This is a genomic window from Aeromonas sp. DNRA1, assembly GCF_963888745.1.
Classification (GTDB): Bacteria; Pseudomonadota; Gammaproteobacteria; order Enterobacterales; family Aeromonadaceae; genus Aeromonas; species Aeromonas hydrophila.
Map to the genome: position 1 here is coordinate 585097 of NZ_CAWPKQ010000003.1, position 23237 is coordinate 608333.

Genomic DNA, 23237 nt, shown 5'->3' on the forward strand with positions numbered 1-23237 from the left:
GTGATGGCAGACCTAGCGGGCCGCCTTGTCCCACAGCAGGCGCGTATCCAGCATGCGGGCCGACATCATGGTCAGCACCACCACGCCGGCAAAGGCGGTGGCGCCGGGGCCGGCCCGCACGTTGAGCAGCACCCCGCGATCAACCAGGGCCACCATCAGCGAGATGACGAACAAGTCCAGCATGGACCAGCGACCGATGAAATCGATGATGCGATACATGATGAGCTGGCGTTTGCGCCGCACCGGCTTTGTTCGTTGCAACTGCCAGCAGATCCAGCCCAGCCCAAGGATCTTGCCCACCGGTACTATGATGCTGGCGGTGAGGACGATGGTGGCGATGCCCGACATCTTGCTGCGATAGAGCATCATGATACCGCTGAAGATGGTATCGGACTGCAACAATCCCTTGTTGTAGAAATGGGTGATGGGCAGCAGGTTGGCGGGCAGCAACATGAAGCTGGCCAGCGCCAGCAGCCCCCAGGACCAGGCCAGGGAGTGGGGAATGCGCACCTGCAGCCGGCTGTGGCAGCGGGGGCAGACGCTGCCCGCCTGATAGCGCACCAGCAGGCCGCAGGTGTGGCAGCGGCAGAGCCCCTGTTCACGGGCGCTGGTCTGGGACATGGTCCGGCTCCTCCAGCGGTACTCGCTCCCAGTAGGGGGCCGGGTCAAACAGGATCAGCAGGGTCAGGTTGAGCAACATCAGGATCCCCAGGCTCAACAGACCGCCGCCGAGGCGTACATCGGCGATGTCGATCAGCTTGAACAGGGCGACCAGCAGGCTGACGATATAAACCTCCAGCATGGCCCAGTGACGAAACACCTCCACCGCCTTCAGGGTCGGCGCCAGTATGTGCCAGCGTTTGGCGAGGCCCGAGGCCAGCGCAAAGATCCCGACCAGCAAGCCCACTGGCGCCAGCACGGCGCACCAGAACACCAGTCCCGCCACCCAGATCTCGTGTTCGAGCAGCAGCACCATGATGCCCTTGAGCAAGTTGGCGTCCGAGTTGACGCCGGCCAGGCGCAGGTAGATCAGCGGTTCGAAGAAGGCGGACGGGAGCAACAGGAAGCCGGTGATGGTCAGCGCCATCAATTGGGAGGGACGAAATGCATAGCGCCCGTACAGATGCTGGTGACAGCGGGGGCAGTGGGCGTGGCGCCTCAGCGGCAATAACTTGCGTTCGATCAGCAAGTCGCAAGCCGGGCAGACGATCACGGGATTGAGATCCGACATTACGATTCAACCTGTTGAAGGAATTGGTGAAATTTACCCTAAAACCCGCGTCCTGTCTTGCCTGGCGGGGGTATGCCACGAAAGTATGATTGACGTTAACGTAAACGTGATATTAGATAGTCTCACCAGACAAGTGAAAGGAGTCATGATGTCCAGCCTTACCCCCTCGGCAGGCCTGCGTTTTCGCACCGCCCTCGCCAACGAACGCCCCCTGCAGATCGTCGGCACCATCAATGCCTACATGGCACTGATGGCAGAGCGCAGCGGCTTTCAGGCCATTTATTTGTCAGGCGCCGGCGTTGCCAACGCCTCCTATGGCCTGCCGGATCTCGGCATGACCTCCCTCAATGACGTGCTGATCGATGCAGAGCGGATCACGGCGGCGACCCGAGTACCGTTGCTGGTCGACATCGACACCGGCTGGGGCGGGGCATTCAACATCGCCCGCACCGTGCGCGTCTTCGAGCGGGCCGGGGTGGCCGCCGTGCACATGGAAGATCAGGTGGCCCAGAAGCGCTGTGGCCACCGGCCCAACAAGGCGGTGGTCTCCCAGGAGGAGATGTGCGATCGCATCAAGGCGGCGGTGGATGCCCGCGAGAATGGCGAGTTCGTCATCATGGCCCGCACTGACGCGCTGGCGGTGGAGGGGATTGGCCCGGCGCTGGAGCGCGCCGCCGCCTACGTGGCCGCCGGGGCCGACATGATCTTCGCCGAGGCGGTGACCGAGCTCGGTCAGTATGACCTGTTCAAGCAAGCGGCTGGGGTCCCCATTCTCGCCAACATGACCGAATTCGGCAAAACCGAGCTGTTCGACAAGGAGACGCTCGCCGCCCACGGCGTCGACATGGTGCTCTATCCCTTGAGTGCCAGCCGGGCGGCTAATCAGGCGGCCCTCAACGTCTATCAGCACCTTCGCCAGGATGGCCATCAGCGGGCCGTCGTCGACACCATGCAGACCCGGGAGTCGCTCTACGACTTCCTCGGTTATCACCACTACGAGCAGACGCTGGACCGTCTGTTTACATCCAGGGACTAGGAGGAAAGGCAATGGGACAGCAAAAACCGTTGGGTGGCGCCGGCCTGCGTGGCCAGAGCGCAGGGGAGACCAGCATCTGCACCGTGGGCAAGAGCGGCACCGGGCTCACCTATCGCGGCTATGACATTCAGGAGCTGGCCGATGGCGCCCAGTTCGAAGAGGTCGCCTACCTGCTGCTCAAGGGCGAGCTGCCGGACGAGCAGCAGCTCGAGGATTACAAGCGGACGCTGCGCAGCCTGCGCACCCTGCCTGCCGCCCTGCTGGAGGTGCTCGAGCGCATTCCCGCCGACGCCCACCCCATGGATGTGCTGCGCACCGGCTGCTCCATGCTCGGCGATCTGGAGCCGGAAGATGGCTTCGAGCACGAGCATGAAGTGGCGGATCGGCTGCTGGCCGCCTTCCCGGGCATTCTCCTCTACTGGTACAAATTCAGCCACGACGGAGTACGCATCCCCCTCGACACCGACGAAGAGTGCATCGGCGGCCACTTCCTGGCGCTGCTGCACCAGAAGGCGCCGAGCGAGCTGGAGCGCCGGGTGATGCACGTTTCCCTCATTCTCTACGCAGAGCATGAGTTCAACGCCTCCACCTTCGCGGCGCGGGTCTGCGCCTCGACGCTCTCTGACATGTTCTCCTGTGTTACCGCGGCCATCGGCACCCTGCGCGGCCCGCTGCACGGCGGCGCCAACGAGGCCGCCATGGCGATGATCGAACCCTGGCAGGATGAGGCCCAGGCTCGGCGCGAGCTGCTGGCCAAGCTGGCGGTCAAGGAGAAGATCATGGGCTTTGGCCACGCCGTCTATCGCACCTCGGATCCTCGCAACGTCATCATCAAAAATTGGTCGGCCAAGCTGGCCGAGGCAGTGGGCGATGATCGCCTCTATCGCGTCTCCTGCGAAGCGGAGAAGGTGATGTGGGAAGAAAAAGAGCTCTTCCCCAACGCCGACTTCTTCCACGCCAGCGCCTATCACTACATGGGGATCCCGACCAAGCTGTTCACCCCCATTTTCGTCTGCTCCCGGGTCACCGGCTGGTGCGCCCACGTGATGGAGCAGCGCGAACACAACCGGATCATCCGCCCGAGCGCCGATTACGTCGGCCCGGCGCCCCGGCATTTCGTCTCGCTGCAGCAGCGATAAACATGGGCAGCCCTGTCACTCCCTTGCCTCACCCGACCCCGGCAACACCGGGGTCGATGCGTGCAGACGAGCGGGCAGGGCGCCGTTTCATGACCCTGTTTCATTCACAACAACGATAAGGAAGTCACGATGTCCGCCAACGTCGACGTCAACCACAGACCAGACCCCGATCAGGTGCTGGTCGATATTGCCGATTACGTCTGCAATCACCCCATCACCAGCCAGGCCGCCCTCGATACCGCCCGTTACTGCCTGATGGATACCCTGGGCTGCGGCCTCCTGGCCCTGCGTTTTCCCGAGTGCACCAAGCACCTTGGTCCCATCGTGCCGGGCACCGTCGTACCCTTCGGCGCCCGGGTACCCGGTACCCAGCTCTGCCTCGACCCGGTCAAGGCGGCCTGGGATATCGGCGCCATCATCCGCTGGCTCGATTACAACGACACCTGGCTGGCCGCCGAGTGGGGTCACCCCTCCGACAACCTGGGTGGCATCCTCGCCACCGCCGACTGGCTCTCCCGTACCCGGGTGGCCGAAGGCAAGGCGCCGCTCACCATGAGCGATGTGCTGACGGCCATGGTGAAGGCCCACGAGATTCAGGGGGTGCTGGCGCTCGAGAACTCCTTCAACCGAGTCGGTCTCGATCACGTGGTGCTGGTGAAGGTTGCCAGTACCGCCGTGGTGACCCACATGCTGGGCGGCAGCCGCGCTCAGGTGATCGATGCGGTCTCCCAGGCCTGGGTCGATGGCCAGAGCCTGCGCACCTACCGTCATGCACCCAATGCGGGGTCTCGCAAGAGCTGGGCGGCGGGGGATGCTACCTCCCGGGCGGTGCGCCTCGCCCTTATTACCATGAGCGGCGAGATGGGCTATCCCGGCGCACTGACTGCCCCCAAGTGGGGCTTCTACGACGTGCTGTTCAAGGGCAACCAATTCGTCCTGCATCAGGGGTACGGCAGCTATGTGATGGAGAACGTGCTGTTCAAGATCTCCTATCCCGCCGAGTTCCACGCCCAGACGGCGGTGGAGAGCGCCATGAAGCTGCATGAGCAGGTGAAGGGACGCCTCGACGAGATCGACCGTATCGAGCTCACCACCCATGAGTCGGCCATTCGCATCATCAGCAAGGTCGGCGCCCTCAACAACCCGGCCGACCGGGATCACTGCCTGCAGTACATGGTGGCGGTGCCGCTCATCTTCGGTCGCCTCATCGCCGAGGATTACGAGGACGCCGTGGCTGCCGATCCCCGCATCGATGGTCTGCGCGCCAAGATGGTAGTGCAGGAGGACAAGCGCTACAGCCGCGAGTATCTGGAGGCGGACAAGCGATCCATTGCCAACGCCATCCAGGTCTTCTTCAAGGACGGCACCCACACCGCCAAGGTGGAGGTGGAGTACCCGGTCGGTCATCGTCGCCGCCGCGAAGAGGGTATCCCACTGCTGGTAGAGAAGTTCCGCCACAACCTGGCCACCCGCTTCCCGGCCAAACGGGCCGAGGCGCTCCTGGCCCTCTGCCAGGATGGCAAGCAACTGGCCGTCACCCCGGTGCACGCCTTCATGGACCTGCTGGTGATCTGACCGCTCGCCTATCGGCGCACAGTCATAAACGAAAAGCGGGCCACTCGGCCCGCTTTGTCATGTCTGCCCGCATGGCTCCCAGGATCAATCCAGCACTGTGTCGTCGCCCGCCAGCAGCGCCTGCATGATCGCCGTCTCGCGGCTGGCGATGGTCTCGAGAAACTCGTTGGCCCGCCCCATGTGGTGACACACCCGGTAACCCCGTTCGACAAAGGTAAACAGCTCGCCTAGCCCCGCCAGATGGGCCGGCCCCGAAATCAGCTTCAAGGTCGCCCCAAGCAGCGGCTTTCTCGCCAGCCGGTCCAGGGTCATCCCCAGTTCGTTGACCAGTTGCAACTGATGACGGCGACGCGCCTCTTCCCCCACCTCCTGATAGGCGAGGGCATAGGCCTTGGCGTTCAGTCGCGCCATGCTGCCGCTGCGACGCAACGCCACCACCATCAGGTAGTCGAGCTCCTCGGAGAGGGCATCGAGTTCAATGGCCTGCGCCAGCACCTTGAGACCGGATTCCGGCAACAGTCGCTCGGCCGTCGGCATCACCCGCATCACGTCCGCATCCCGGCGGGCACAGTCCCCCGGCCCGTAGAGGTCAGTCAGGAAGAACTGCGCGGCCGGCCCGTAGCGCTTGCTCTCCAAGAGGTCACGATGGGTGCGCCCCAGCCGATCGGCCTGCCATTGGCGCAACGCGTCCCTGTCTTGCTGATCCTGCGGATGGGTTCGCATCTGCTCGCGCAGCGCGGCCACCCGATTGAGCTGGCGATAGAGTTGCGCCAGGGTACTCTCTTCATCCGGTTGCTGGTCATCGAATGGTTGTTGCTGTTGGGTCATCTGCGGCTCTCTTGACCTGTTTCCAATGGCCTGTCACGGATAGACATGACGACAGGCGGCACCTTGCCGAGGCTCGTCACGTGTTGCCGGCCCAGTGTAACGCGGCGGCAGCCCAGGCGGAATCGATGGAGCTTTTACTCAACAGGCTTTGTTAAGTGAGTCCCAAAAATGTTGCAAATGGCTTTCACTTGTTTGATTCATGTGTTTAATATCAATAAATGTTGTCATCGCTCAGAGAGTTAGCATGTTTCTATACGATCCCCTTGCCGGCAGCAGCCTGTCGACCATCCAGGTCAGCCGCCAACACCCGCTGGGCCTCGCCGGTGCCAGACTGGCCGCCGAAGCCATCGCCCAGGACATGAGCGAGGAGTACGAACTCGACTGCGAGTGGGAAGACGAGGAGGAGACTCGCTTGCTGTTTCGTGGCGCCGGGGTCAACGGCTCTTTGTTCCTCACCGACGAAACCCTGTCGCTGGAGGTACGCCTCGGTCTGATGCTGTTGCCGGTGCGCAGCGTACTGGAGCAGGAGATCCTCGAATACGTCGATCAGCGCCTGCCTTGCCCAACCCGGCGCTGATGGGGCCAATAAATACTGATCCAGCGCAATAAATAATCATGAAATAACCGATTCCACTATCGTTACCCGGCCAGATATTTATTATTAAAAGGGCCAAACACCCTTTTTTGTTTTATTTTGAGAGGCATAAAATCGCCTCCATTTTTGTCATGAAACATCATCTTGAATTAATCGCCGTGCAGTTTCACCAACATATAAGTGCTATTTGTTCATTCACTCCTGCTCAAGCCAATTCATGAGACGGCAGGAGACAAATAACGCGAAACGATAGGGATAATACATGTCTGTGTGTGAACTCATCTCCTGTGTCGATACCGCCTGGCTGCGGATGGACCGGCCCAACAACTTGATGCAGATCGTCGGCGTGCTGATGTTCGACGGTCAGCTGGATGAAGCCATCTTGCGGGAGAGCCTGCTGCACACAGTTCGGGTACAGCCGCGCTTCGGGCAGAAGGCCTGCCTGGAAGGGGGCGAATACTACTGGCGCACCGATCCCGACTTCGACCTCGATCTGCACCTCAAGCGGGTGATCCTGCCAGGCAAGGCCGGCAAGGCGGAGTTGGAGCGGCTGGTGGCCGATTTTGCCTCCACCCCGCTCAACCACCAGCGCCCGCTGTGGGAGATGCACCTGGTGGATACCTCTCTGGGCGGCCAGGCGCTGGTGGTGCGTTTTCACCACGCCATGGGGGACGGCTTCTCCCTGGTGCGGGCCATGCTGACCATGATGGACGAGAGCCCGGTGGCGCCCCCCAGGCCACAACCCGAGCCGGTGGCCAATGACGACGGCGACGAGGAGCACGATCAGCAGGGCAGTCGCCTGTTGCGGGCCGGCCTCAAGCTGACCGGCGCCCTCTGGTCCAAGTACGTCGAGGTACTGACCCATCCCACCAAGGCGATGGACTACCTCAAGACCAGTCGGGACGTGACCGCCGAGCTTTACACCATCGCCACCCTCTCCGACGACGCCAATACCCGGCTCAAAGGGGAGACCGGCAGCACCAAGCGGGTAGCCTGGTCAGAACAGATCCCGTTGCCGGACGTGAAGGCGGTGGGGCGAGTGCTCGGCTGCTCGGTCAACGATCTGCTGATCGCTGCCACTGCCGGCGCCTTTCGCCACTACCTGCTGGAGCAGGGCGACCAGACCGACATCGACATCCGGGCGCTGGTACCGGTCAACATGCGCGCCCCGGACGACAAGGGTGCACTGGGCAATCGCTTCGGGCTGGTGGCGCTGGATCTGCCCCTCAACATCGAGCACCCGCTACAACGGCTCTATGCGGTGCGGGATCGGATGCAGGCGCTCAAATCCTCCCTGCAGCCGGCGGTGGTGCTCAACTTGCTGGAAGTGATGGGCATGGCCCCCAAGGCGGTACAGCAGCAGGCCATCGACATCCTCTCGGCCAAGGCCAGCGCGGTCATTACCAACGTGCCGGGCCCGCAGCAGACCCTCTATCTGGCAGGCGCCCGCCTGCGTCAGCCGCTGTTCTGGGTGCCCCAGGCCGGCGACATCGCGGTCGGCGTCTCCATTCTCTCCTATGACAACAAGGTGCAGCTCGGCCTCATCACCGATAAGAAGCGGGTGCCGGACCCGGCTCTCATCGTCGAGCGCTTCGCCGTGGAGTTTGAGCAGTTGCTGCTGCTGGTATTGATGGAGCCGGACCTGCTCTACGATCCCGACATGCTGGATCAACTGCTGCGCGGCTGACCGCGCCACTCCTGCAAGACGAGGAGCCGGCAAGAAAGGAAGCCTGCAAGAAAAAAAGTGAAAAAGAAAAGAGGCCAACCCGGAGGTTGGCCTCTTTCATTGCGGCAGTGGCACCTTACTCGTCCGCCAGCTCCTCGCGGGCGGCTTCCACGTCGAGCCGCTCCATGGCATCCAGCGGCTCGCACGCGGCGGCCTCACCGTAGAGCGCCTCGGCGGCCGCCATCTTGCTCTTGCCGTGCATCATCACCATGGCGTTGGCGTACTCCATGCGGGCAATGGCGGAGTGGGGGATAATGGCCAGCGCCGCCTTGAAGTGACGCTCGGACTCATCCTTCTTGGCGCCATAGGTGATGCCACCGATCATGGCGCCCAGCTTGTCGATGATCTCCGCATGCCAGGCACCGAAGGCGATATGGGCTTCCGCGTGGTCAGGCTCAAGGGTCAGCGCCTGCTCCAGGCTGCTCTTGATCTTGTCACCGATGCCTATGGAGAGCGCCTTGGAGACCGAGATCACCTGGCTGTAGCGACCCAGCGCCAGGGCGTGGAAGTACCAGGCGTTGACGTTGTCTGGCTGGCGTTTTTGCAGCTTCTCGGCGTTGCTGGCGGCGAGCTCGAACGCTTCGCGCTTGGCATACTTGTCGTCCAGCAGGTAGCTGGCGTGGATCACCAGCGCCTTGTTCGCCACGTTGAGGCCATCCTCGCCGGCGCCCAGCCCCAGGCTGACGGCGCGAGCAAAATCACCGGCGTGATAGGCACGCCAGGCTTCCTGTACTTGCTCATCTTCGGGCCAGGGCTCGGCATCCCCCTGGTGCAGCCGCTCCCAGTGCTGCTCAAGGCGCTCCCCGGCATAGTCATAGGCCGCGTCCGGCCAGGGGAAGGGGGTAAAATCGGACAATTTGGGCTGTGAAGTGGTCATATGATTCTCCCTGTTAAAAACACAATCAAATACACGATGCTGTCAGCTCGCCGTGGCGGCGGGCTGATAATGGGTGGCAATGGCATCCAGATCGGCACGGGCATCGGCGCGCAGCCGGGGGGCCACCAGCTGCATCACCTGAAACACCCCGAGCGCGATGTCGGCATCGGCCCGCGGATGCAGCGCCCGCTGGTAGGAGATCCAGAAGGTCCCGACCAGCGCAATGTTGGCGGCCAGCGCCGTCACCTGCATCTCATCGCCTTGCAGCAGGCCGCTGCGCCAGAGGCTGTGACAGATGGCGGCGGCGGTCTGCTCCTTGCGACGCAGCAGGGCCGAGAAGCGCAGCTCCACCTTGTGGTTGCCGCTCATCAAGGTGCTGATGTCGTAGTAGAAAAAACGGTACTTCCAGATGAGTTCGAACATCAGGTGCAAGAAGAACCAGATGTCCTCCGCCTCGTTCAACGGCGGGGTAATGGTATCGAGCAGATGGGCCATCTCCTGTTCGAACTCGCCGAACAGGGCGTTGACGATCTCCTCCTTGTTGTGAAAGTGGTAATAGAGGTTGCCCTGACTCATCTCCAGCTCGGCCGCGATGGCAGAGGTGGTGACGGTCGGCTCGCCCAGCAGGTTGAACTGGGCGAGGGCGGTGGCCAGGATGCGATCCCGCGTACGCCGCTTGGGTTTGCAGTCCATGCTACTCCTTCGATTGCCGGCGACCCTTGCCGCCATAACGGCGGGTCAGCCAGTGCTGCAGCTGGGTCAAAGAGGCATCCAGCGCCGCCACCGAGCCGGTGCCCGGGGTCAGCAGGGAACGCTGTTCATCGGTCAGCGCGCTCAGATCCAGCGCCAGCCCATGTCTGGCGAGAATGGGGCCAAGCTCGTCCCGTCGCTGCCACAGATCCTGGCGGGTATGCTGGAAGGCGTGCTCGCACAGATGGCGCCGATCCCGGTAACTGAACACATTGGTAAAGAACATCTCGCCGTCGGCCGACGAGGGTTCGAACAACAAGGCATCCGCGTCGGGATACTGGTGTTTGTAGCGATCCATCCCCACGTGCATGCGCGAATGAATGATGGCGCGAAACGTCTGGGCCAGCACCACCGGCAGGCCGCGGTCCACCAGCTTGGCGGGGTGTTCGCTGGCCAGTCCCGCATCAAAGGGCACCAGCGGGTTAATGCAAAACACCAGATCGGCCCCCTCCTGCAGCGCCACCGAGGCGTGCAGCGTCTTGATCAACGCCCCGTCCACGTAGTAGCGGCCATCGATGAGCGAGGGCGGGAACAAGCCGGGCAGGGCGGCCGAGGCCTGTACTGCTGCGGAGATGGGCACCTGGTCCAGCCCCGGGCTGCCGAAAGCCACTGCACGGCCGGTATCGAGTTCGGTGGCGATGACGAACAGCCGGCTGGCAAGCTCACGAAAATCGTTGCTGCGACCGGGGCGGGAGAAAAACTGGGTGAGGATCCGATCCACCCCGCGGCTGTCGAACATGCCGGTCGGGATCGCTCGGGACAACCCCTGCAACGAGCCGAGCAGGCTCTTGTTCCAGGGCGAGGAGAGATAGTCGGCCAGACACGTCAGCACCAGCGGTGGCAACGAGGTAAGGCGGTCAAAATACTCCCCGAAGGCGGGACGCAGCAGGGTGGAGGGGTCGAAGAACTCGCCGGTGTCATCGCTTAACAGGATCCGCACCAGCTTGTCCGGCGAGATGCCGTTGGCCAGCGCCGAGGCGATCACCGCTCCCGAGCTCACCCCCACATAGATATCGGCCTGCTCGAAACGCAGCCCCTTGATACTGTCGGCCAGGGCGGCGCAGGCTCCGATCTCGTAGATCCCCCCCAGAGGTCCCCCGCCGGCGAGGGCAACCGCAATCGTGCTCATGATTTGCCTCCCTTCTCATGCAAAACCGGCCCAGCAGAGGGCATGGGCCGGTGGATCATTACGCAATCAGAACAAGCCGGTCAGCGGATCAGAAGAGCGTGGTTTCACTCTTCTCCTTGACCTCTTTGGCCACGTTCTCGACTTCCGTTGCCAGTGCTTTCACCTCTTCCTTCACCTTGGCGATGGGGGCGGTGGCTTTCTTGACCGGCGGCTTTTTGGCTGCAACCGGCTTCTTGGCAGCGGCGGCGGCAGGCTTGGCCTCGTCAGCCGGAGCAACGTCATCCAGGTCCTGGGCATCGATCAGCTGTTGTACCACCTCGGTCAGCTCGGCCATGCGCTTGGAGAGCTTGTCGATGTCCTTGCGGGTCGGAATGCCGAGGCTGGCGACGGCGCGGGCCACGCGATCCTCGAACACCTGCTCCAGACGTCCCCAGGTACCGGCAGTCTTGTCGGTCATGGCAGCGATCTTCTCGTCTGCGCTCTGGCGGGTACGGGTTTGCAGGGCTTCCCCTTCCTGCACCAGGGCTTCGAAGATTTTACCGCCTTCTTCCTGGGCTTTGGCATAGGCACCCAGACCCGCCAACCAGATCTGCTGGGTTGACTCCTTGATGGTGGAGGTGAGTTGGTTGTCGGTCACCGAACTTGCCAGTGCTTTCAATTTTTTGGCCATGACAATCTCCTTGCTCGTGATATAGATGATGGTAATGACAACAACCTTGATATATTCGTTGTGGCATTACTTGGCTTTCATCCTCAGTCTATGGAGAAAAAATAGAGGGTTCTACCTAATAACGGAACAAGCAACCCTGGTAATTTTGGTCTGGGTCACGAAGAATGATATTCGAATGAATATTTTGCGTTAAAGCGTGATATATCTAACAGCAACTAACAGCCCAATCAGTAAGGGATATAAATACCATGGACTATTTCATCACGGGGGGCAGCGGCTTTATCGGTCGCCGGCTGATTAAAAAAGTGCTGCAGCGCCCGAATAGCCGGGTGCATTTCTTGATGCGTGCCGCCCATCTTGATCGGGTACCCGATCTGCTGGCCTACTGGGGGGTTGAGGCGGATCGCGCCATCCCCGTGGTCGGCGACATGACCCACCCGCTGCTCGGCGTGGGCAGTGCCGAGTTGGAGCCCCTCATCGGCAAGGTCGATCACTTCCTGCATCTCGCCGCCATCTACGATCTCAACGCCAAGGCGGGCATTCAGCAGCAGGTCAATGCCGAAGGCACCCGTCAGGCCCTGCAACTGGCCGAGCGGCTCCAGGCCCGCTGCTTCCATCACTGCAGCTCCATCGCGGTGGCCGGTCTGTTCGACGGACTGTTTCGGGAAGACATGTTCGATGAGGCCGAACACCTCGACATGCCCTATTTCCAGACCAAGCACGAGGCCGAAGGAATCGTGCGCAAGGAGAGCACGCTGCCTTGGCGCATCTATCGACCCGGTATCGTGGTCGGTGATGCCAACACCGGTGAGATGGACAAGGTGGACGGTCCCTATTACTTCTTCAAAACCATCCAGAAGCTGCGCCGCATGCTGCCGCCCTGGATGCCCGCCATCGGGGTCGAAGGGGGACGCATCAACCTGGTGCCGGTCAACTTCGTGGTGGATGCCATCGATCACATCGCCCACCTGGAAGGGGAGGACAACAAGGCGTTCCACTTGACCGATTCCCATCCCATGCGGGTCGGCGACATGCTGAGTACCTTCTCCCGCGCAGCCCATGCCCCTGAGCCCGCCATTCGTATCAACGCGGCCCTGTTCAGCTTCATTCCCCGCCATCTGATGACCATGCTGATGGCACTGACGCCGGTGCGGCGCATTCGCGATGCCGCCATTGCCGATCTGGGGCTGCCCAAGGACATCTTCCGGCTCATCAACTATCCCACCCGCTTCGACAACCGGGAAACCCAGCGGGTACTGAAGGGGACCGGCATCGAAGTGCCGCCGCTGCACAGCTATGCCTGGCGGCTGTGGGACTATTGGGAGCGTCACCTCGACCCCGAGCTGTTCATCGATCGTACCCTGCGCGGTCGGGTCGAGGGCAAGGTGGTGTTGATCACCGGCGCCACCTCCGGCATCGGCAAGGCCACGGCAAGAAAGCTGGCCGAGGCGGGGGCCAAGGTACTGACCATCGCCCGGGACGAGCACAAGATTGCCGAGACCCAGGCCGAGTTTGCCGAGCTGGGATTGACCCTGCAGGTCTATCAGGGGGATCTGGCCGATCTCGCCCAAGGGGAGGCGATCACCCGGCAGATCGTGGCCGAGCATGGCGGGGTGGACATTCTCATCAACAATGCCGGTCGCTCCATCCGCCGCGCCATCGAGGACTCCTTCGATCGCTTCCACGATCTGGAGCGCACCATGCAGCTCAACTACTTCGGCACTCTCAAGGTGATCATGGGGTTGCTGCCCACCATGATCGAGAAGAAGAAGGGCCACATCATCAACATCTCCTCCATCGGGGTGCTGACCAATGCGCCGCGCTTCTCCGCCTACGTCGCCTCGAAATCGGCGCTCGATGCCTGGGTGCGCACCGCCGCCTCCGAGTTTGCCGACAAGGGGGTCAACTTCTCCATCATCAACATGCCGCTGGTGAAAACCCCCATGGTGGCGCCCACCAAGGTGTATGAGCAGGTGCCCATGATGACGCCGGAAGAGGCCGCCGATCTGGTGTGCGACACCATCATCAACAAGCACGTGCGACTGGCCACCCGGCTCGGGGTGTTCGGCCAGGTGATCCATGCCCTGGCGCCGCGAGTGGCCCAGGTGATCATGAACACCAGCTTCCGCACCTTCTCCGACCCCAAGGAGGGCAACGAGTCCAAAGCGTCGGCAGATCAGATGGCGGTATCCACCCTGATCAAGGGGATCCACTTCTAGGGGGAGCGACAACGAACTGAGGTAGCAAAAACGGAAAGGGCCTGAGCAATCAGGCCCTTTTCATTTCCGGCTGCGGGCGGGAGAGCAGGGTCAACAACAAGGCCGTGGTACGGCGGGAGTAGAGCAGGGAGAGGTGGCCGAGGGCGGCGAGCTCCACGTCCTCCATGCCATCCAGTCGTTGGCGGGACTGGGGCAGTACGAAGTTGTCGTGGCTGGTGCGCACCGAGACCCCGGGCACGCAGAGCGGCATGGCGGCGAAGCGCTGCAGCCAGCCGGAGCCGGGCTCCATCTCGCGGGCATTGTCGCCCAGTCCCAGGGTCGCCAGCTGGCTGCCCTGATGGGGGGTGGCCAGGGTGATGAGCTGGGCCACCTTGTCACCGCCAGCCACCGCCAGATAGTCGCGGCACACCAGGCCGCCCATGCTGTGACCGATCAGCACCAGCTGCGACGCACCGGTGGCGGCCAACACCTCATCGATGCGCTTGGCCAAGAGCGGCACCATGTCGTCGAGATGGCCGAAGGGAGGGATCAGAGTAACGGTCGCCACCGTGTGGCCGGCAGCTTCCAGCCTGGCCCGTTGCACCCGCCAGATGCCGCGACTACAGCCATAACCGTGGATCAGCAGCAGGGGCAGAGGGGAGGGTGTCAGCCTGTCGGGCGCCATCAGCCAACGCTCGAACGGCAGCAACCAGGTGAAGGTCAGCAGGTAGGCGGCTATCTCTCGCCCCACCATGGGCAACCATTCTCGCCAGCCGATGGCAGGCACCGGGTAGAAGCGGGAAAAGCCCCAGGTCAGCAGCACCACCAGGGTGCGCAGCCCCAGCAGGGCCACCACCACGAACAGAATGGAGAGCGGCGGCGAGAGGCCAATGACCAGATGGGCGATACCCCCAAGGAGCGTCACCTCAACCAGCAGCAGGATCAGTAGTTGCTTTGTGATCGTCATGACTCAATCATCCGACCAGTTTGGCATGGAAGTCAAATGACCCTTTCACCAATGTGATGGCAGACGTGCAATCACCCGACGGCGCGCCAATAAAACACTTCAGCATGAGGTTATTTGCAATACTGTATATCCATACATATACTTGTGATCACTATCAGAAGGAGGACGCCGCTATGGCCGTTGAGATCAAATATGTTGTGGTACGTGGGGGAGTGGAGAAGATGACCTTTGCCAGCAAGAAAGAGGCCGATGCCTATGACAAGCTGCTGGACACTGCCGATGAGCTGATGCATTTGCTGGCGGGCGCGCCCGTTCGCCTTGAACCTGAGCAGCAAGAGAGTCTGGCCTTCTACTTGGCCGAGCAGCGCGAACTGCTGCAAAACGTGCTGCGCGGCGCCAAGGGGCAGGGGAGCGGCAAGTCAGAGCCGCAGGAAGAGCAGAGTGACGCAGGCAAGCCAAAAGACAAATCCCTCAAGCGTGTAGCGTGAGGACGATATGGGGGAGGCTGCCCATCACTGGATGAAACAACCTCAATTTATGCATTGATGAGAATTTTAAAGCATTTATATGGATATTTACCCCGAGAATTTTCCAACCAAGATGCATATCTATTGAATAAATACACTATGCAGCATCAGCTGTTGATAGCGATGCTGTTCGCTGCACAGCATCGACGCTCCATTCCCACGTGATGCCGATAACCCCATTTATCGGCATCACCATCACGCAGGCCCCGAGCCGAGTCTCTCATCCACAAGCATCATCATGACCACTATGTTACTTCCACCCGCCATGCCGCTGTTCGATGGTCTGGCCTACCTGGAGGCGGGCAACCCCCAGGTCAACCAATATCTTGCCAACCTCAGCCTCAACGATGTGCCCGATGCCGGGCTGGTCTACGAACTCGCCGTCGACTGGCTGCTGGAGCAGCGCAACAGCGAGAACAACTACAAAACCTATCGCAGTGAGCTGACCACGTTTTTGCACTGGTGCTTCGGCGAAATGCGCATCAGCCCCAAGGATCTGACCAGGCGCATCATGATGCGCTATCTCGATTACTGTCAGGCGCCGCCGGCGGCCCTGATTGCCTATCGCAACGTAGCCCAGTTCGTGCTCGACAAGGAGTGGGGAGAACGACTGCCCAACCCTCAATGGCGACCCTTCCTTGGCAAGCGTGAGCTGGGCCGCGAGCTGCCATACCGCCTTAGCGAACAGGCCATGAAGACCAAGCTCGCCATTCTATCTGCCTTCTTCCAGTTCTTGATCCAGGAAGAGTACATGGACCGCAACCCGGCTCTGTTACTGCAACGAGTGAAGCGCTCAATTCAGCAGGAGCCGGACGACCATGGCCAGGCCTTCAGCGAGTTGCAGTGGTCCTATGTGATGCAGGCTGCCGACCTGCTGGCTGCCGAATCACCCGAGCAGCACGAGCGCAGCCGCTTCCTGATAAGCCTGATGTACGCCTGTTACCTGCGGATCTCGGAAGTGGCGGCAAGGCCAGGGTTTACCCCCGTCATGGGTCAGTTTCGCCGCGATGGTAAAACCGGCGTCTGGGGCTATTTCATTCCCCGCAGCAAGGGTGGCAAGCGCCGCACCGTGGCGGTGTCCCATGCCTTGCTCGAGGCCCTCAAACGCTATCGGACGTTTCTCGGTCTCTCACCATTGCCGACGCCCGATGAGCAGACTCCGCTGTTTGTACGCCACAAGGCTGCAGCACATGGTCGGGAACAAGGTGAGCTCAACGCCAACCTCGGGATCCGCCAGCTGCGTGACCTGATGATGAGCGTCATCCAGACCGCCGCCGAGCTGGCAGAAAAAGATGGATTTGTACAGGACGGCGCCGAGATGCGCAACCTGACACCACACTCCATTCGTCATACCGGCATCACCCACGACATCAATCTCAACGGGCGGCCGTTATCACATGTGCAAGCCGATGCCGGTCACGACAGCATCGACACCACCTCCAAGTACCTGCACACCGGCAACATCGAGCGCCATGAAAGTGCCAATCACAAACCGCTGGATCGGTTGCATGACCAGGCCTTTAAAGATGAGAGATAACGAAGTAATAAGTTCAGGAGCATGGCTGTGATGACTCGTGTTTTTTAACCGACCTCATTCCGGATTCTTCCACAACCCAACACCGCGCATAATGCCGTGTTTAGTTAAATGCCCATCTGAAACCTGCCGATAAGCCAGCCCACGCAATTTTGCTGGTTTATCAGGTAATTACTTGGATGGAACGAGAGTTGACCAAAAACTTCATTTTTCGTTGGTTTGAGTGCGGTTTATCGAAAGAGGAGACGGCAAATCTTTGTTTTGTTTCTGTGAGACAGGTCACGTATTGGGATAAGGGGACAGAGATCCCACCTGTCTATAAACGGCTTATGCGGATGGCATCCGGGCGGGAGTTGCCCACAATTTTCAAAGCCTGGGAAGGTTGGAGAATGGCGAACGATTGCCTGATCTCACCGACCGGCGTGAGGTTTGATAGACGAAGGATTGAAGCCCTGGCCATCATCCATACGGAACGCTCAGAGAGGCAAAAAGAGACGTTTTACTGGCGGAAAAAACTGGGGATTGGATAAGACTAGGGGGGCATAAGCCCCCCATTTTATTCACTCTTTCATGACCACTACCAGTGCCGCCTCCAGTCTATCCTTGTAGGTAGGTTCAGCTAGGCTGCCCGCAAGTGCTTCCCCAATTGCATCGGCATAAGACGACAGATGGTCCATATGATAGCCTAGGTGGGTATACGCTGAATTTGCGACCTGGGTCTTTATAAGCTCAAGAGCACATGCAACAGCGATCAAACGCTTACGATCTGCCGGTGCATTGTCATAGTCAAGTTTGAAAAGACCATGATAAAGGCCGAAATACGAGGCAAAAGACGGTCCATTGTCCTGCACTACATCCACTGTATCAGCCATTTTAATCACCACTTCAAGTTATTGAGCGTTTGCCCATTGCTTAATATTGGGGCGGCCGAGGCCTTAAACAACCCAAGGCGATCACTTTTTCACCATTCCGCTTGGTTGTTATCTAGAACGTGACTGTTCTGACACCGGCGTGGTGATGGCGGATGGGGGATGACTGTCTAATTTCTACCAACGGCTTGAGGTACGATAGACGAAGGATTGAAGCCCTGGCCATCATCCAGGCGGAGCTTTGGGAGAAGCAGAAAGAGACGTTCTACTCTAGGTATCAACTTAGCAGGAGAGGGGGGGGCAAAAGCCCCCTTTCATCGACTATGACTGCGCTTCTCTTGGCTCAAGGACCAGAGAATCCAAGGCAATAAAGAGTTTACGTGGTGGTAGAAAAGGTTCAACGACATGACAACAGGCCACCGTTTCCACAATGTGCTCAACCTCCATCAGGAGATCATCCGATTTACGCCGAACTAGGTCCCCGGGCTTTAAGTCATCCATAGCGCACCTCTACACGTTTTTGTAAAGGGTAGCAGAAGGGTAGCCATTGGAGGCTAGCATTTGGAATTCCCCCCGTATTACTATACGGGGGGAGGAGAACCATATGGCCACATACTATAAGTACTATGAAAACTTTACTAAAGAACTGCTATTGGAACCCACAATAAAATTATCATCACCACTTAAACTGAATGATCCATTCGAGAAAACGATATCCACACAAATTATTAACCAATTTAAAAAGCAGACAAATGGAGCGAAGGGAATTACTGAGCTACAAAAAGAATGTGAAAGCTATCTAAAAGCCTGCGGCATAGTGTCCTTAACAGAAACGCACAGAAATTTATTAATGTGGGCCCATTATGGAAATGACCACAAAGGTGTTTGCATTGGTTATGATGATGATTTTCTTTCATCATTGAACAATAGAAAAATCCCAAATTCCAGGCCATTTAAATACAAGCCGGTCAAAGTAAATTATGATCGAGTTAGATTCGATGAAAATACAGATCAATTCAACTCTGAGGATCAGAACACTCTATTAAATGAGATCCTAGTAAAGACTTTAACGACTAAAAGTGACGACTGGATATATGAGAAAGAGCATAGGTGTATTGTTCCAATGGAATGGTGTGACAAACTCCTAATTAAGACGCCTAACAACAATTCAGAAAGTGAAGACTATTGGGTTATAAAGCAAGCACTTCAACGAGGAATAATAGAAAAAGGTGAAGATAATAGTAAATATTATTGTTTCAAGTCATCAGCAGATAAATTGGCGCATTTCCTAAGCAGCATTGATGAAGTAACCGTATTAAAAGATATATGTCCATCTAGTATTACATCAATTTTTATAGGATGTGAAGCTAGCCAAAGAACCAAAACTGAAGTCATACGAACCATCAGAGCTAATCCAGATAAGCTTGGCCATATAACAGTTTATCAATATGCGAAAGATAGTAGCAGATTCGAATTAAACCCTAAAAAAAGGGACCCATTCAGAGTAGGGGGAGGAGGAGGAATAAAAATAAAGGTAGACTTACAGAAAGAAATATTTGGCACAGCTTCGTTTGGCCCTGCCAATGCCGGGGAGCCTCAAAAACCGGTTTAGCAGGAAAGGGGAGTCTCTGCCTCACAGAAACACTCCAAACAAGTTTCGGCGAACCCACCACCTTCCCGACAATCGGCCTCAGTGTGTCGCCTTATAGGGGCTGACGCCCCTGGGGTTCAGTGGCCGACCTGGAGAAAGGCGGCCACCGGCAGGAGAAGGGAGTTATGACCGGTCATCAGAAGGAACTTGCTTGTTGTTGCCGCCTGCAAAGAGGGTGGCATTGTATTTCCGGCGCAGGGCGTCCCCCTCGGGGTCACAGTACACGTCCACAGGTTGCCCCTGGTACTTGACCACCGCATGGCACGCACTCATGGGATCCACCCTGGCGAGTTCATCCGGCCAATCGTCCCTGTCGAGCGGCTGCACGTCGTCGCCCTTGCGCAGGGAGAAGCAATACTCAACCCGATATTCTCCCTGGTGATCCTTTATCAGGACGTGACAGCTGATAATGAGCTGATGGCCGGCAAACGGCCCTATAGCAAGGACGCCAGCAGCAGACGCAGCAGGAGCGCCACCAGGACGTACATTAGCAGCGGGCGAAGCACCCACCGCCCCATCAGCCGGAACAGCGGCAGAAGTGGTTTCAACGGCCTTAGCAGGAGCATCAATATATTCAGGCTTGATGAAGCCAAAGAATACGCAGAGTCCCCAAATCGCCAGAATAAACAGAATTTTAGGGTCTCGAAATATCGAGCTGCCCGCGATTGTATCCGAGACCTTACCGGTTGTAGTCGAGTCATAAAGCTTGAAAACATACTTGGGCACCTTATTAAATGGCTTGGCTTGCAGTACGTCATTCATGGACGTACCGGAGTTATCAGAGAGGTGAAGCACCGTCTTATATCGACCACCAATCCCTAATATCGCCATATTGGTATGACGAATGGCCGTTTCGGCAGCAGCCCGAATTACTTGGTGCACCTTTTTGATGTTCGGGGTTGTAAATACAAAATCCCAGTTATGATGACGGTGCATATCAAAGGCCACGTCAATCGTCTCTGGCCGGCCATCGGCTTTGGCCACATCCGGCCCGCCAGGATAATCGAGCTTTTCCAAATCACTCTGCCGCCAAGAAGGCGGAAATATCCGCTGTACCTCATCGACCAGGAAGAAAACCCCTTTAGGCGCCCAGTGATAAAAGCGGGCGAGGTGATCGCGTCCTTCCTGGGATTCCGTCTCGATATAGGTTACCTGGAACTCGTCAGGCACTTCCTTGCCCAATACCTCTTTGCACCGTTCCGCGGTAAAGCCGCGCACGTTGGTGACGATATGACGGCCCGCCTTGATGGCCGGTATCACATCGGTATGAATAGCCCCTGACGACTTATAGGAACCAGGGGCGCCGTGATGGATCTTGATTGACATGGTTTACCACCCCAGCATATTCAGTAAAAAGCGAGTCACAAAGGCTTGTGTCAATATCGACAGCCCTTTATCAACGTGCAAATAGAGCAAGATCCCCCTCATTTGAGAGGGCAGGTTATTGAAGGATGCGGAGATCAGGTCGCTAAATTGCAGGTTAATCAGAATCTGCTTGGCAACGTCCCAGGAAAAAGTGAGCAGAAATATCTTGAACTCGACCCACTGAATCGCCAATTTAACCGCTATCCAGGCTGCAAACTGCACCGCCAGTTGATATATATCGTTGAAAAATCCATTAAAGAAATCACTCATCCATTCCATATATCACCTCTTAGCCACAATCATCAGCGCCAGAAAATAGAAGATGAACATCATGATGGCCGCTATCATTTCCCAATATCCCTCGACCTCAGGGCAGACGGAATAAGAGCGGCCAAACATCGAGAACATATCAAAACACTTGGGCACCGCCGCCGACCCACTCAGGCTATATTGGAACATATCAACCATGTCGTCCTTAATACCGGTGTGGGTGTTTTTCAGTTGTTCCTTGCGTTCCTGGAACTGCTTATTAATGGTTTCCAGGTCAAAGAAACAGTGCGCTCCATCTTTACAGAGCTGGGATGTATATTCAGACCCTGCTACATGCAATGGGTTCTGCGCAGAGCCTGGCATTTGGGTGTAATCAATCCCAGGGCCTTCATTGCCATTTCCGGTGCCGCCCGTACCATCACCGCCACCCGTACCACCATTATTAAGAGCATCGGCAATCGCTTTTATATTGCGGTTCATTTCAAAGCTGTTATTGCGCATATCCTGCATGGTGTAAGAGTACAGGTTATGAATATCACTTGCAGCAGTGTGCACACGGTCTTTCGTGGAAATAACCTCATATTCCAGCCCCCTAACAAGGCTATATAAGTTTCCGCCTATATTGTTCTGGGCGAAGTCAGGGCCGAAGAAGTAATCTTGTAATTCTTTCAACGCTCGATATTCGCCTGTGCTTTGTCCAGGCCCATCCTGTGGATTTACGATGGCGTTTTTAAGCCCAAGAAATTCATCGTAAAACTTATGTTCTAACGCCGTCTGCTCCCGAATACTGTTCTCCATGCCGACCTGACCATTATTGTTGGCCTTCATATAACGGAGAACGTCATCCATTTTGACATTAATATTTAGTGCATTCCGATTAGCACCCGCAGCACTATACATCAGGCTGGTAAAGCCACCTATCAGCGTCTCATTAACATGGCGCAAGGCATCGGTGGTCATTTCCTGCTTGTCACCACCTACCCGAATACCGTTAGGCAAATTAGGAACCACATCACCATTATTGCCGTTATTGCCATTACTACCATTGTCGCCACCTCCATTAGGATCGCCATCAGAGCCACCATCCCCATCAGAACCACCGCCCATAGAACACTCCTGGCCGGTACTCTCAATCGGCCCCATGGTGCCGGCAGAAGGGGATTGAATACAGATACCAGGACACGCGACAAAGCAGCCGCCCAAAGAGGACGTTTCCCATTTCACGCAATACGGCAGCACAGTAGAGATCGGCAGGTTGGACAGGCGGATCCCGACAGGACAGCTCGCCGACACCCCCAACGGAAACAACAATAAAAGCCAAGCGATGCGCACAGTACCCCCAATAAAAAAGGCGACCGGAGCCGCCTTTGTGTCATATCGAAAACGATGATCTGTAGCCTTCCACAAAGAACAGGAACCACAGCGTTCCGATGAGCAAAGACATGCTTAGGCTTTGCGCATCAGGCTGATCAGGATGCCCACGCCCACACAGGTGGCCACGACCAGCATCACCTTGGGAGAGGTTGCGGTCACGTCCGACTGGGTGGCGTCCAGGGCCTTGGCAGCGGCATCAGCAGCGGCTGTACCACCTTCGGCGAAGGCCGCACCGGTAGACAGGGAGCACACAGCAGCGATACAACCATTACGGAAATAGTTTTTCATACTCGTTTATCCTCTTTTTGCACTTACGATGACACGGGCAATTGCGCCCAGTTTGAGGCCAGTGACCCAGATTAATAATCCAAAGCCAAAGGCCATCGACACAGTGGATACATCCAATTCAAACCAGCTCGATATATCCGTTAATTTGGCGTGTTCCTGGACAGTCAGGAGCACGTAATTACAAGAATCCCCCTCAGCTAAGCGGGCATATCCTTCAGAGGTAATATCTAGACAAAGCATTATCGCGCCCTCGTCGTCGCTCGCTGCGCGCTCTCGCTCCTCCTCCTCGCGGCGCGGTGGTTATACCGGTTGCTTTTTGGTGGGCTGGAAGCCGACAACGACGTTGCGGGTCGGATTCTGGGGATCCGCTTCCAGGACAAGATCCACTGCCACCAATTTCGGGCAGTCGGCCAGCTCTTTAATAGTGGCCGCATCGTTACGCAGGGCTAATTGGCGCACTTCATAGCCCCAGGAGGTGATATTGCATTCCGGCTTGTTCACGTTATTAGCCGGTGCCAGGTATTCTACCTGGGCAAAGTCATAAGGAACTGGCGAGCCAGATTTACGGGACACACCATAGCCATGAGTTACGCGGGTAACCAAAATACCAGTCAGCAGAGACATATTATTTATCCTTT

General features: G+C 58.0%; 24 protein-coding genes. 10 read left to right on the forward strand and 14 right to left on the reverse strand.

Features of this window, described 5'->3' with window-relative positions:
- Nucleotides 1-12: 12 nt before the first annotated feature.
- Both AACQ43_RS12575 and AACQ43_RS12580 read right to left on the reverse strand, forming a co-directional pair.
- On the reverse strand, nt 13-621 hold the full coding sequence (locus AACQ43_RS12575) for a paraquat-inducible protein A (RefSeq protein ID WP_168967490.1): 609 nt from the start codon (nt 619-621) through the stop codon (nt 13-15).
- Nucleotides 599-1231 (reverse strand): paraquat-inducible protein A, encoded by a 633-nt coding sequence (locus tag AACQ43_RS12580; protein ID WP_168967491.1) that lies wholly within the window; start codon nt 1229-1231, stop codon nt 599-601. The genes AACQ43_RS12575 and AACQ43_RS12580 overlap by 23 nt, the downstream gene beginning before the upstream one ends.
- Nucleotides 1232-1379: 148 nt before the next feature.
- Between AACQ43_RS12580 and prpB the strand changes: the two genes are divergently transcribed.
- The 3 genes from prpB to AACQ43_RS12595 all read left to right on the forward strand — a co-directional run bounded on the left by prpB (nt 1380) and on the right by AACQ43_RS12595 (nt 4981).
- On the forward strand, nt 1380-2267 hold the full coding sequence (prpB, locus tag AACQ43_RS12585; RefSeq protein ID WP_168967492.1) for a methylisocitrate lyase: 888 nt from the start codon (nt 1380-1382) through the stop codon (nt 2265-2267).
- 11 nt (nt 2268-2278) lie between these two features.
- Nucleotides 2279-3406: a bifunctional 2-methylcitrate synthase/citrate synthase gene (prpC, locus tag AACQ43_RS12590; RefSeq protein WP_168967493.1), complete on the forward strand. Its 1128-nt coding sequence runs from the start codon at nt 2279-2281 to the stop codon at nt 3404-3406.
- Nucleotides 3407-3535: 129 nt separating this feature from the next.
- Nucleotides 3536-4981, forward strand: coding sequence for a bifunctional 2-methylcitrate dehydratase/aconitate hydratase (locus AACQ43_RS12595; RefSeq protein ID WP_168967494.1), 1446 nt, complete (start codon nt 3536-3538; stop codon nt 4979-4981).
- A gap of 84 nt (nt 4982-5065) precedes the next feature.
- On the opposite strand, the gene AACQ43_RS12600 is transcribed toward AACQ43_RS12595, so the two are convergent.
- A complete protein-coding gene (locus AACQ43_RS12600; RefSeq protein ID WP_168967495.1) occupies nt 5066-5809 on the reverse strand; it encodes an FFLEELY motif protein in 744 nt (247 codons plus the stop codon).
- Between the two features lie 199 nt (nt 5810-6008).
- On the opposite strand from AACQ43_RS12600, the gene AACQ43_RS12605 reads away from it, so the two are divergent.
- Together AACQ43_RS12605 and AACQ43_RS12610 are read left to right on the forward strand one after the other, a co-directional pair.
- Nucleotides 6009-6386: a polyhydroxyalkanoic acid system family protein gene (locus tag AACQ43_RS12605; RefSeq protein WP_011706122.1), complete on the forward strand. Its 378-nt coding sequence runs from the start codon at nt 6009-6011 to the stop codon at nt 6384-6386.
- A gap of 280 nt (nt 6387-6666) precedes the next feature.
- Nucleotides 6667-8091, forward strand: a complete 1425-nt coding sequence (locus AACQ43_RS12610) for a wax ester/triacylglycerol synthase family O-acyltransferase (protein WP_168967496.1) — start codon at nt 6667-6669, stop codon at nt 8089-8091.
- A 115-nt stretch (nt 8092-8206) separates the two neighbouring features.
- Here AACQ43_RS12610 and AACQ43_RS12615 read toward each other — a convergent pair whose 3' ends face one another.
- The 4 genes from AACQ43_RS12615 to AACQ43_RS12630 form a co-directional block, all read right to left on the reverse strand.
- Entirely contained in the window at nt 8207-9007 is an 801-nt protein-coding gene (locus tag AACQ43_RS12615) for a hypothetical protein (protein ID WP_168967497.1), read from the reverse strand.
- A gap of 42 nt (nt 9008-9049) precedes the next feature.
- A complete protein-coding gene (locus AACQ43_RS12620; RefSeq protein WP_011706125.1) occupies nt 9050-9700 on the reverse strand; it encodes a TetR/AcrR family transcriptional regulator in 651 nt (216 codons plus the stop codon).
- Nucleotide 9701: 1 nt separating this feature from the next.
- Nucleotides 9702-10886, reverse strand: a complete 1185-nt coding sequence (locus AACQ43_RS12625) for a patatin-like phospholipase family protein (protein WP_168967498.1) — start codon at nt 10884-10886, stop codon at nt 9702-9704.
- A gap of 88 nt (nt 10887-10974) precedes the next feature.
- Nucleotides 10975-11556, reverse strand: coding sequence for a phasin family protein (locus tag AACQ43_RS12630; protein WP_168967499.1), 582 nt, complete (start codon nt 11554-11556; stop codon nt 10975-10977).
- Nucleotides 11557-11804: 248 nt separating this feature from the next.
- On the opposite strand from AACQ43_RS12630, the gene AACQ43_RS12635 reads away from it, so the two are divergent.
- Nucleotides 11805-13775: an SDR family oxidoreductase gene (locus AACQ43_RS12635; protein ID WP_029300896.1), complete on the forward strand. Its 1971-nt coding sequence runs from the start codon at nt 11805-11807 to the stop codon at nt 13773-13775.
- Between the two features lie 49 nt (nt 13776-13824).
- Here the strand turns inward: AACQ43_RS12635 and AACQ43_RS12640 are convergent, their stop codons facing one another.
- Entirely contained in the window at nt 13825-14721 is an 897-nt protein-coding gene (locus AACQ43_RS12640) for an esterase/lipase family protein (RefSeq protein WP_168967500.1), read from the reverse strand.
- Between the two features lie 173 nt (nt 14722-14894).
- On the opposite strand from AACQ43_RS12640, the gene AACQ43_RS12645 reads away from it, so the two are divergent.
- From AACQ43_RS12645 to AACQ43_RS12655, 3 genes are all read left to right on the forward strand, one after another.
- A complete protein-coding gene (locus AACQ43_RS12645) occupies nt 14895-15209 on the forward strand; it encodes a YebG family protein (protein ID WP_168967501.1) in 315 nt (104 codons plus the stop codon).
- A 277-nt stretch (nt 15210-15486) separates the two neighbouring features.
- Nucleotides 15487-16785: a tyrosine-type recombinase/integrase gene (locus AACQ43_RS12650; RefSeq protein WP_168967502.1), complete on the forward strand. Its 1299-nt coding sequence runs from the start codon at nt 15487-15489 to the stop codon at nt 16783-16785.
- A gap of 176 nt (nt 16786-16961) precedes the next feature.
- Nucleotides 16962-17312, forward strand: a complete 351-nt coding sequence (locus AACQ43_RS12655; protein ID WP_168967503.1) for a DUF3653 domain-containing protein — start codon at nt 16962-16964, stop codon at nt 17310-17312.
- Nucleotides 17313-17342: 30 nt separating this feature from the next.
- On the opposite strand, the gene AACQ43_RS12660 is transcribed toward AACQ43_RS12655, so the two are convergent.
- The gene (locus AACQ43_RS12660) at nt 17343-17654 is read right to left on the reverse strand and encodes a hypothetical protein (RefSeq protein ID WP_168967504.1); all 312 of its coding nucleotides are present in this window, start codon (nt 17652-17654) and stop codon (nt 17343-17345) included.
- Between the two features lie 601 nt (nt 17655-18255).
- Here AACQ43_RS12660 and AACQ43_RS12665 point away from each other — a divergent pair.
- The gene (locus AACQ43_RS12665) at nt 18256-19263 is read left to right on the forward strand and encodes a DUF2971 domain-containing protein (protein WP_168967505.1); all 1008 of its coding nucleotides are present in this window, start codon (nt 18256-18258) and stop codon (nt 19261-19263) included.
- Nucleotides 19264-19425: 162 nt separating this feature from the next.
- Here AACQ43_RS12665 and AACQ43_RS12670 read toward each other — a convergent pair whose 3' ends face one another.
- The 5 genes from AACQ43_RS12670 to AACQ43_RS12690 all read right to left on the reverse strand — a co-directional run bounded on the left by AACQ43_RS12670 (nt 19426) and on the right by AACQ43_RS12690 (nt 23223).
- Entirely contained in the window at nt 19426-20628 is a 1203-nt protein-coding gene (locus AACQ43_RS12670; protein ID WP_168967506.1) for a zonular occludens toxin family protein, read from the reverse strand.
- A gap of 3 nt (nt 20629-20631) precedes the next feature.
- Complete coding sequence (locus AACQ43_RS12675) at nt 20632-20946, reverse strand: DUF2523 family protein (RefSeq protein WP_017408439.1); 315 nt, start codon at nt 20944-20946, stop codon at nt 20632-20634.
- 3 nt (nt 20947-20949) lie between these two features.
- Entirely contained in the window at nt 20950-22269 is a 1320-nt protein-coding gene (locus AACQ43_RS12680) for a hypothetical protein (protein ID WP_339354059.1), read from the reverse strand.
- Between the two features lie 114 nt (nt 22270-22383).
- The gene (locus AACQ43_RS12685; RefSeq protein ID WP_017408442.1) at nt 22384-22599 is read right to left on the reverse strand and encodes a hypothetical protein; all 216 of its coding nucleotides are present in this window, start codon (nt 22597-22599) and stop codon (nt 22384-22386) included.
- A gap of 300 nt (nt 22600-22899) precedes the next feature.
- Nucleotides 22900-23223 carry a hypothetical protein gene (locus AACQ43_RS12690; protein ID WP_017408443.1) on the reverse strand — a complete coding sequence of 108 codons (324 nt, stop codon included), beginning with the start codon at nt 23221-23223 and terminating at the stop codon, nt 22900-22902.
- Nucleotides 23224-23237 lie beyond the last annotated feature (14 nt).

Coding starts and splice junctions, on each gene's coding strand:
- AACQ43_RS12575 (WP_168967490.1), bottom strand. CDS start 621: ATGTCCCAGACCAGCGCCCGTGAACAGGGGCTCTGCCGCTGCCACACC.
- AACQ43_RS12580 (WP_168967491.1), bottom strand. CDS start 1,231: ATGTCGGATCTCAATCCCGTGATCGTCTGCCCGGCTTGCGACTTGCTG.
- prpB (WP_168967492.1), top strand. CDS start 1,380: ATGTCCAGCCTTACCCCCTCGGCAGGCCTGCGTTTTCGCACCGCCCTC.
- prpC (WP_168967493.1), top strand. CDS start 2,279: ATGGGACAGCAAAAACCGTTGGGTGGCGCCGGCCTGCGTGGCCAGAGC.
- AACQ43_RS12595 (WP_168967494.1), top strand. CDS start 3,536: ATGTCCGCCAACGTCGACGTCAACCACAGACCAGACCCCGATCAGGTG.
- AACQ43_RS12600 (WP_168967495.1), bottom strand. CDS start 5,809: ATGACCCAACAGCAACAACCATTCGATGACCAGCAACCGGATGAAGAG.
- AACQ43_RS12605 (WP_011706122.1), top strand. CDS start 6,009: ATGTGTTTAATATCAATAAATGTTGTCATCGCTCAGAGAGTTAGCATG.
- AACQ43_RS12610 (WP_168967496.1), top strand. CDS start 6,667: ATGTCTGTGTGTGAACTCATCTCCTGTGTCGATACCGCCTGGCTGCGG.
- AACQ43_RS12615 (WP_168967497.1), bottom strand. CDS start 9,007: ATGACCACTTCACAGCCCAAATTGTCCGATTTTACCCCCTTCCCCTGG.
- AACQ43_RS12620 (WP_011706125.1), bottom strand. CDS start 9,700: ATGGACTGCAAACCCAAGCGGCGTACGCGGGATCGCATCCTGGCCACC.
- AACQ43_RS12625 (WP_168967498.1), bottom strand. CDS start 10,886: ATGAGCACGATTGCGGTTGCCCTCGCCGGCGGGGGACCTCTGGGGGGG.
- AACQ43_RS12630 (WP_168967499.1), bottom strand. CDS start 11,556: ATGGCCAAAAAATTGAAAGCACTGGCAAGTTCGGTGACCGACAACCAA.
- AACQ43_RS12635 (WP_029300896.1), top strand. CDS start 11,805: ATGGACTATTTCATCACGGGGGGCAGCGGCTTTATCGGTCGCCGGCTG.
- AACQ43_RS12640 (WP_168967500.1), bottom strand. CDS start 14,721: ATGACGATCACAAAGCAACTACTGATCCTGCTGCTGGTTGAGGTGACG.
- AACQ43_RS12645 (WP_168967501.1), top strand. CDS start 14,895: ATGGCCGTTGAGATCAAATATGTTGTGGTACGTGGGGGAGTGGAGAAG.
- AACQ43_RS12650 (WP_168967502.1), top strand. CDS start 15,487: ATGACCACTATGTTACTTCCACCCGCCATGCCGCTGTTCGATGGTCTG.
- AACQ43_RS12655 (WP_168967503.1), top strand. CDS start 16,962: ATGGAACGAGAGTTGACCAAAAACTTCATTTTTCGTTGGTTTGAGTGC.
- AACQ43_RS12660 (WP_168967504.1), bottom strand. CDS start 17,654: ATGGCTGATACAGTGGATGTAGTGCAGGACAATGGACCGTCTTTTGCC.
- AACQ43_RS12665 (WP_168967505.1), top strand. CDS start 18,256: ATGGCCACATACTATAAGTACTATGAAAACTTTACTAAAGAACTGCTA.
- AACQ43_RS12670 (WP_168967506.1), bottom strand. CDS start 20,628: ATGTCAATCAAGATCCATCACGGCGCCCCTGGTTCCTATAAGTCGTCA.
- AACQ43_RS12675 (WP_017408439.1), bottom strand. CDS start 20,946: ATGGAATGGATGAGTGATTTCTTTAATGGATTTTTCAACGATATATAT.
- AACQ43_RS12685 (WP_017408442.1), bottom strand. CDS start 22,599: ATGAAAAACTATTTCCGTAATGGTTGTATCGCTGCTGTGTGCTCCCTG.
- AACQ43_RS12690 (WP_017408443.1), bottom strand. CDS start 23,223: ATGTCTCTGCTGACTGGTATTTTGGTTACCCGCGTAACTCATGGCTAT.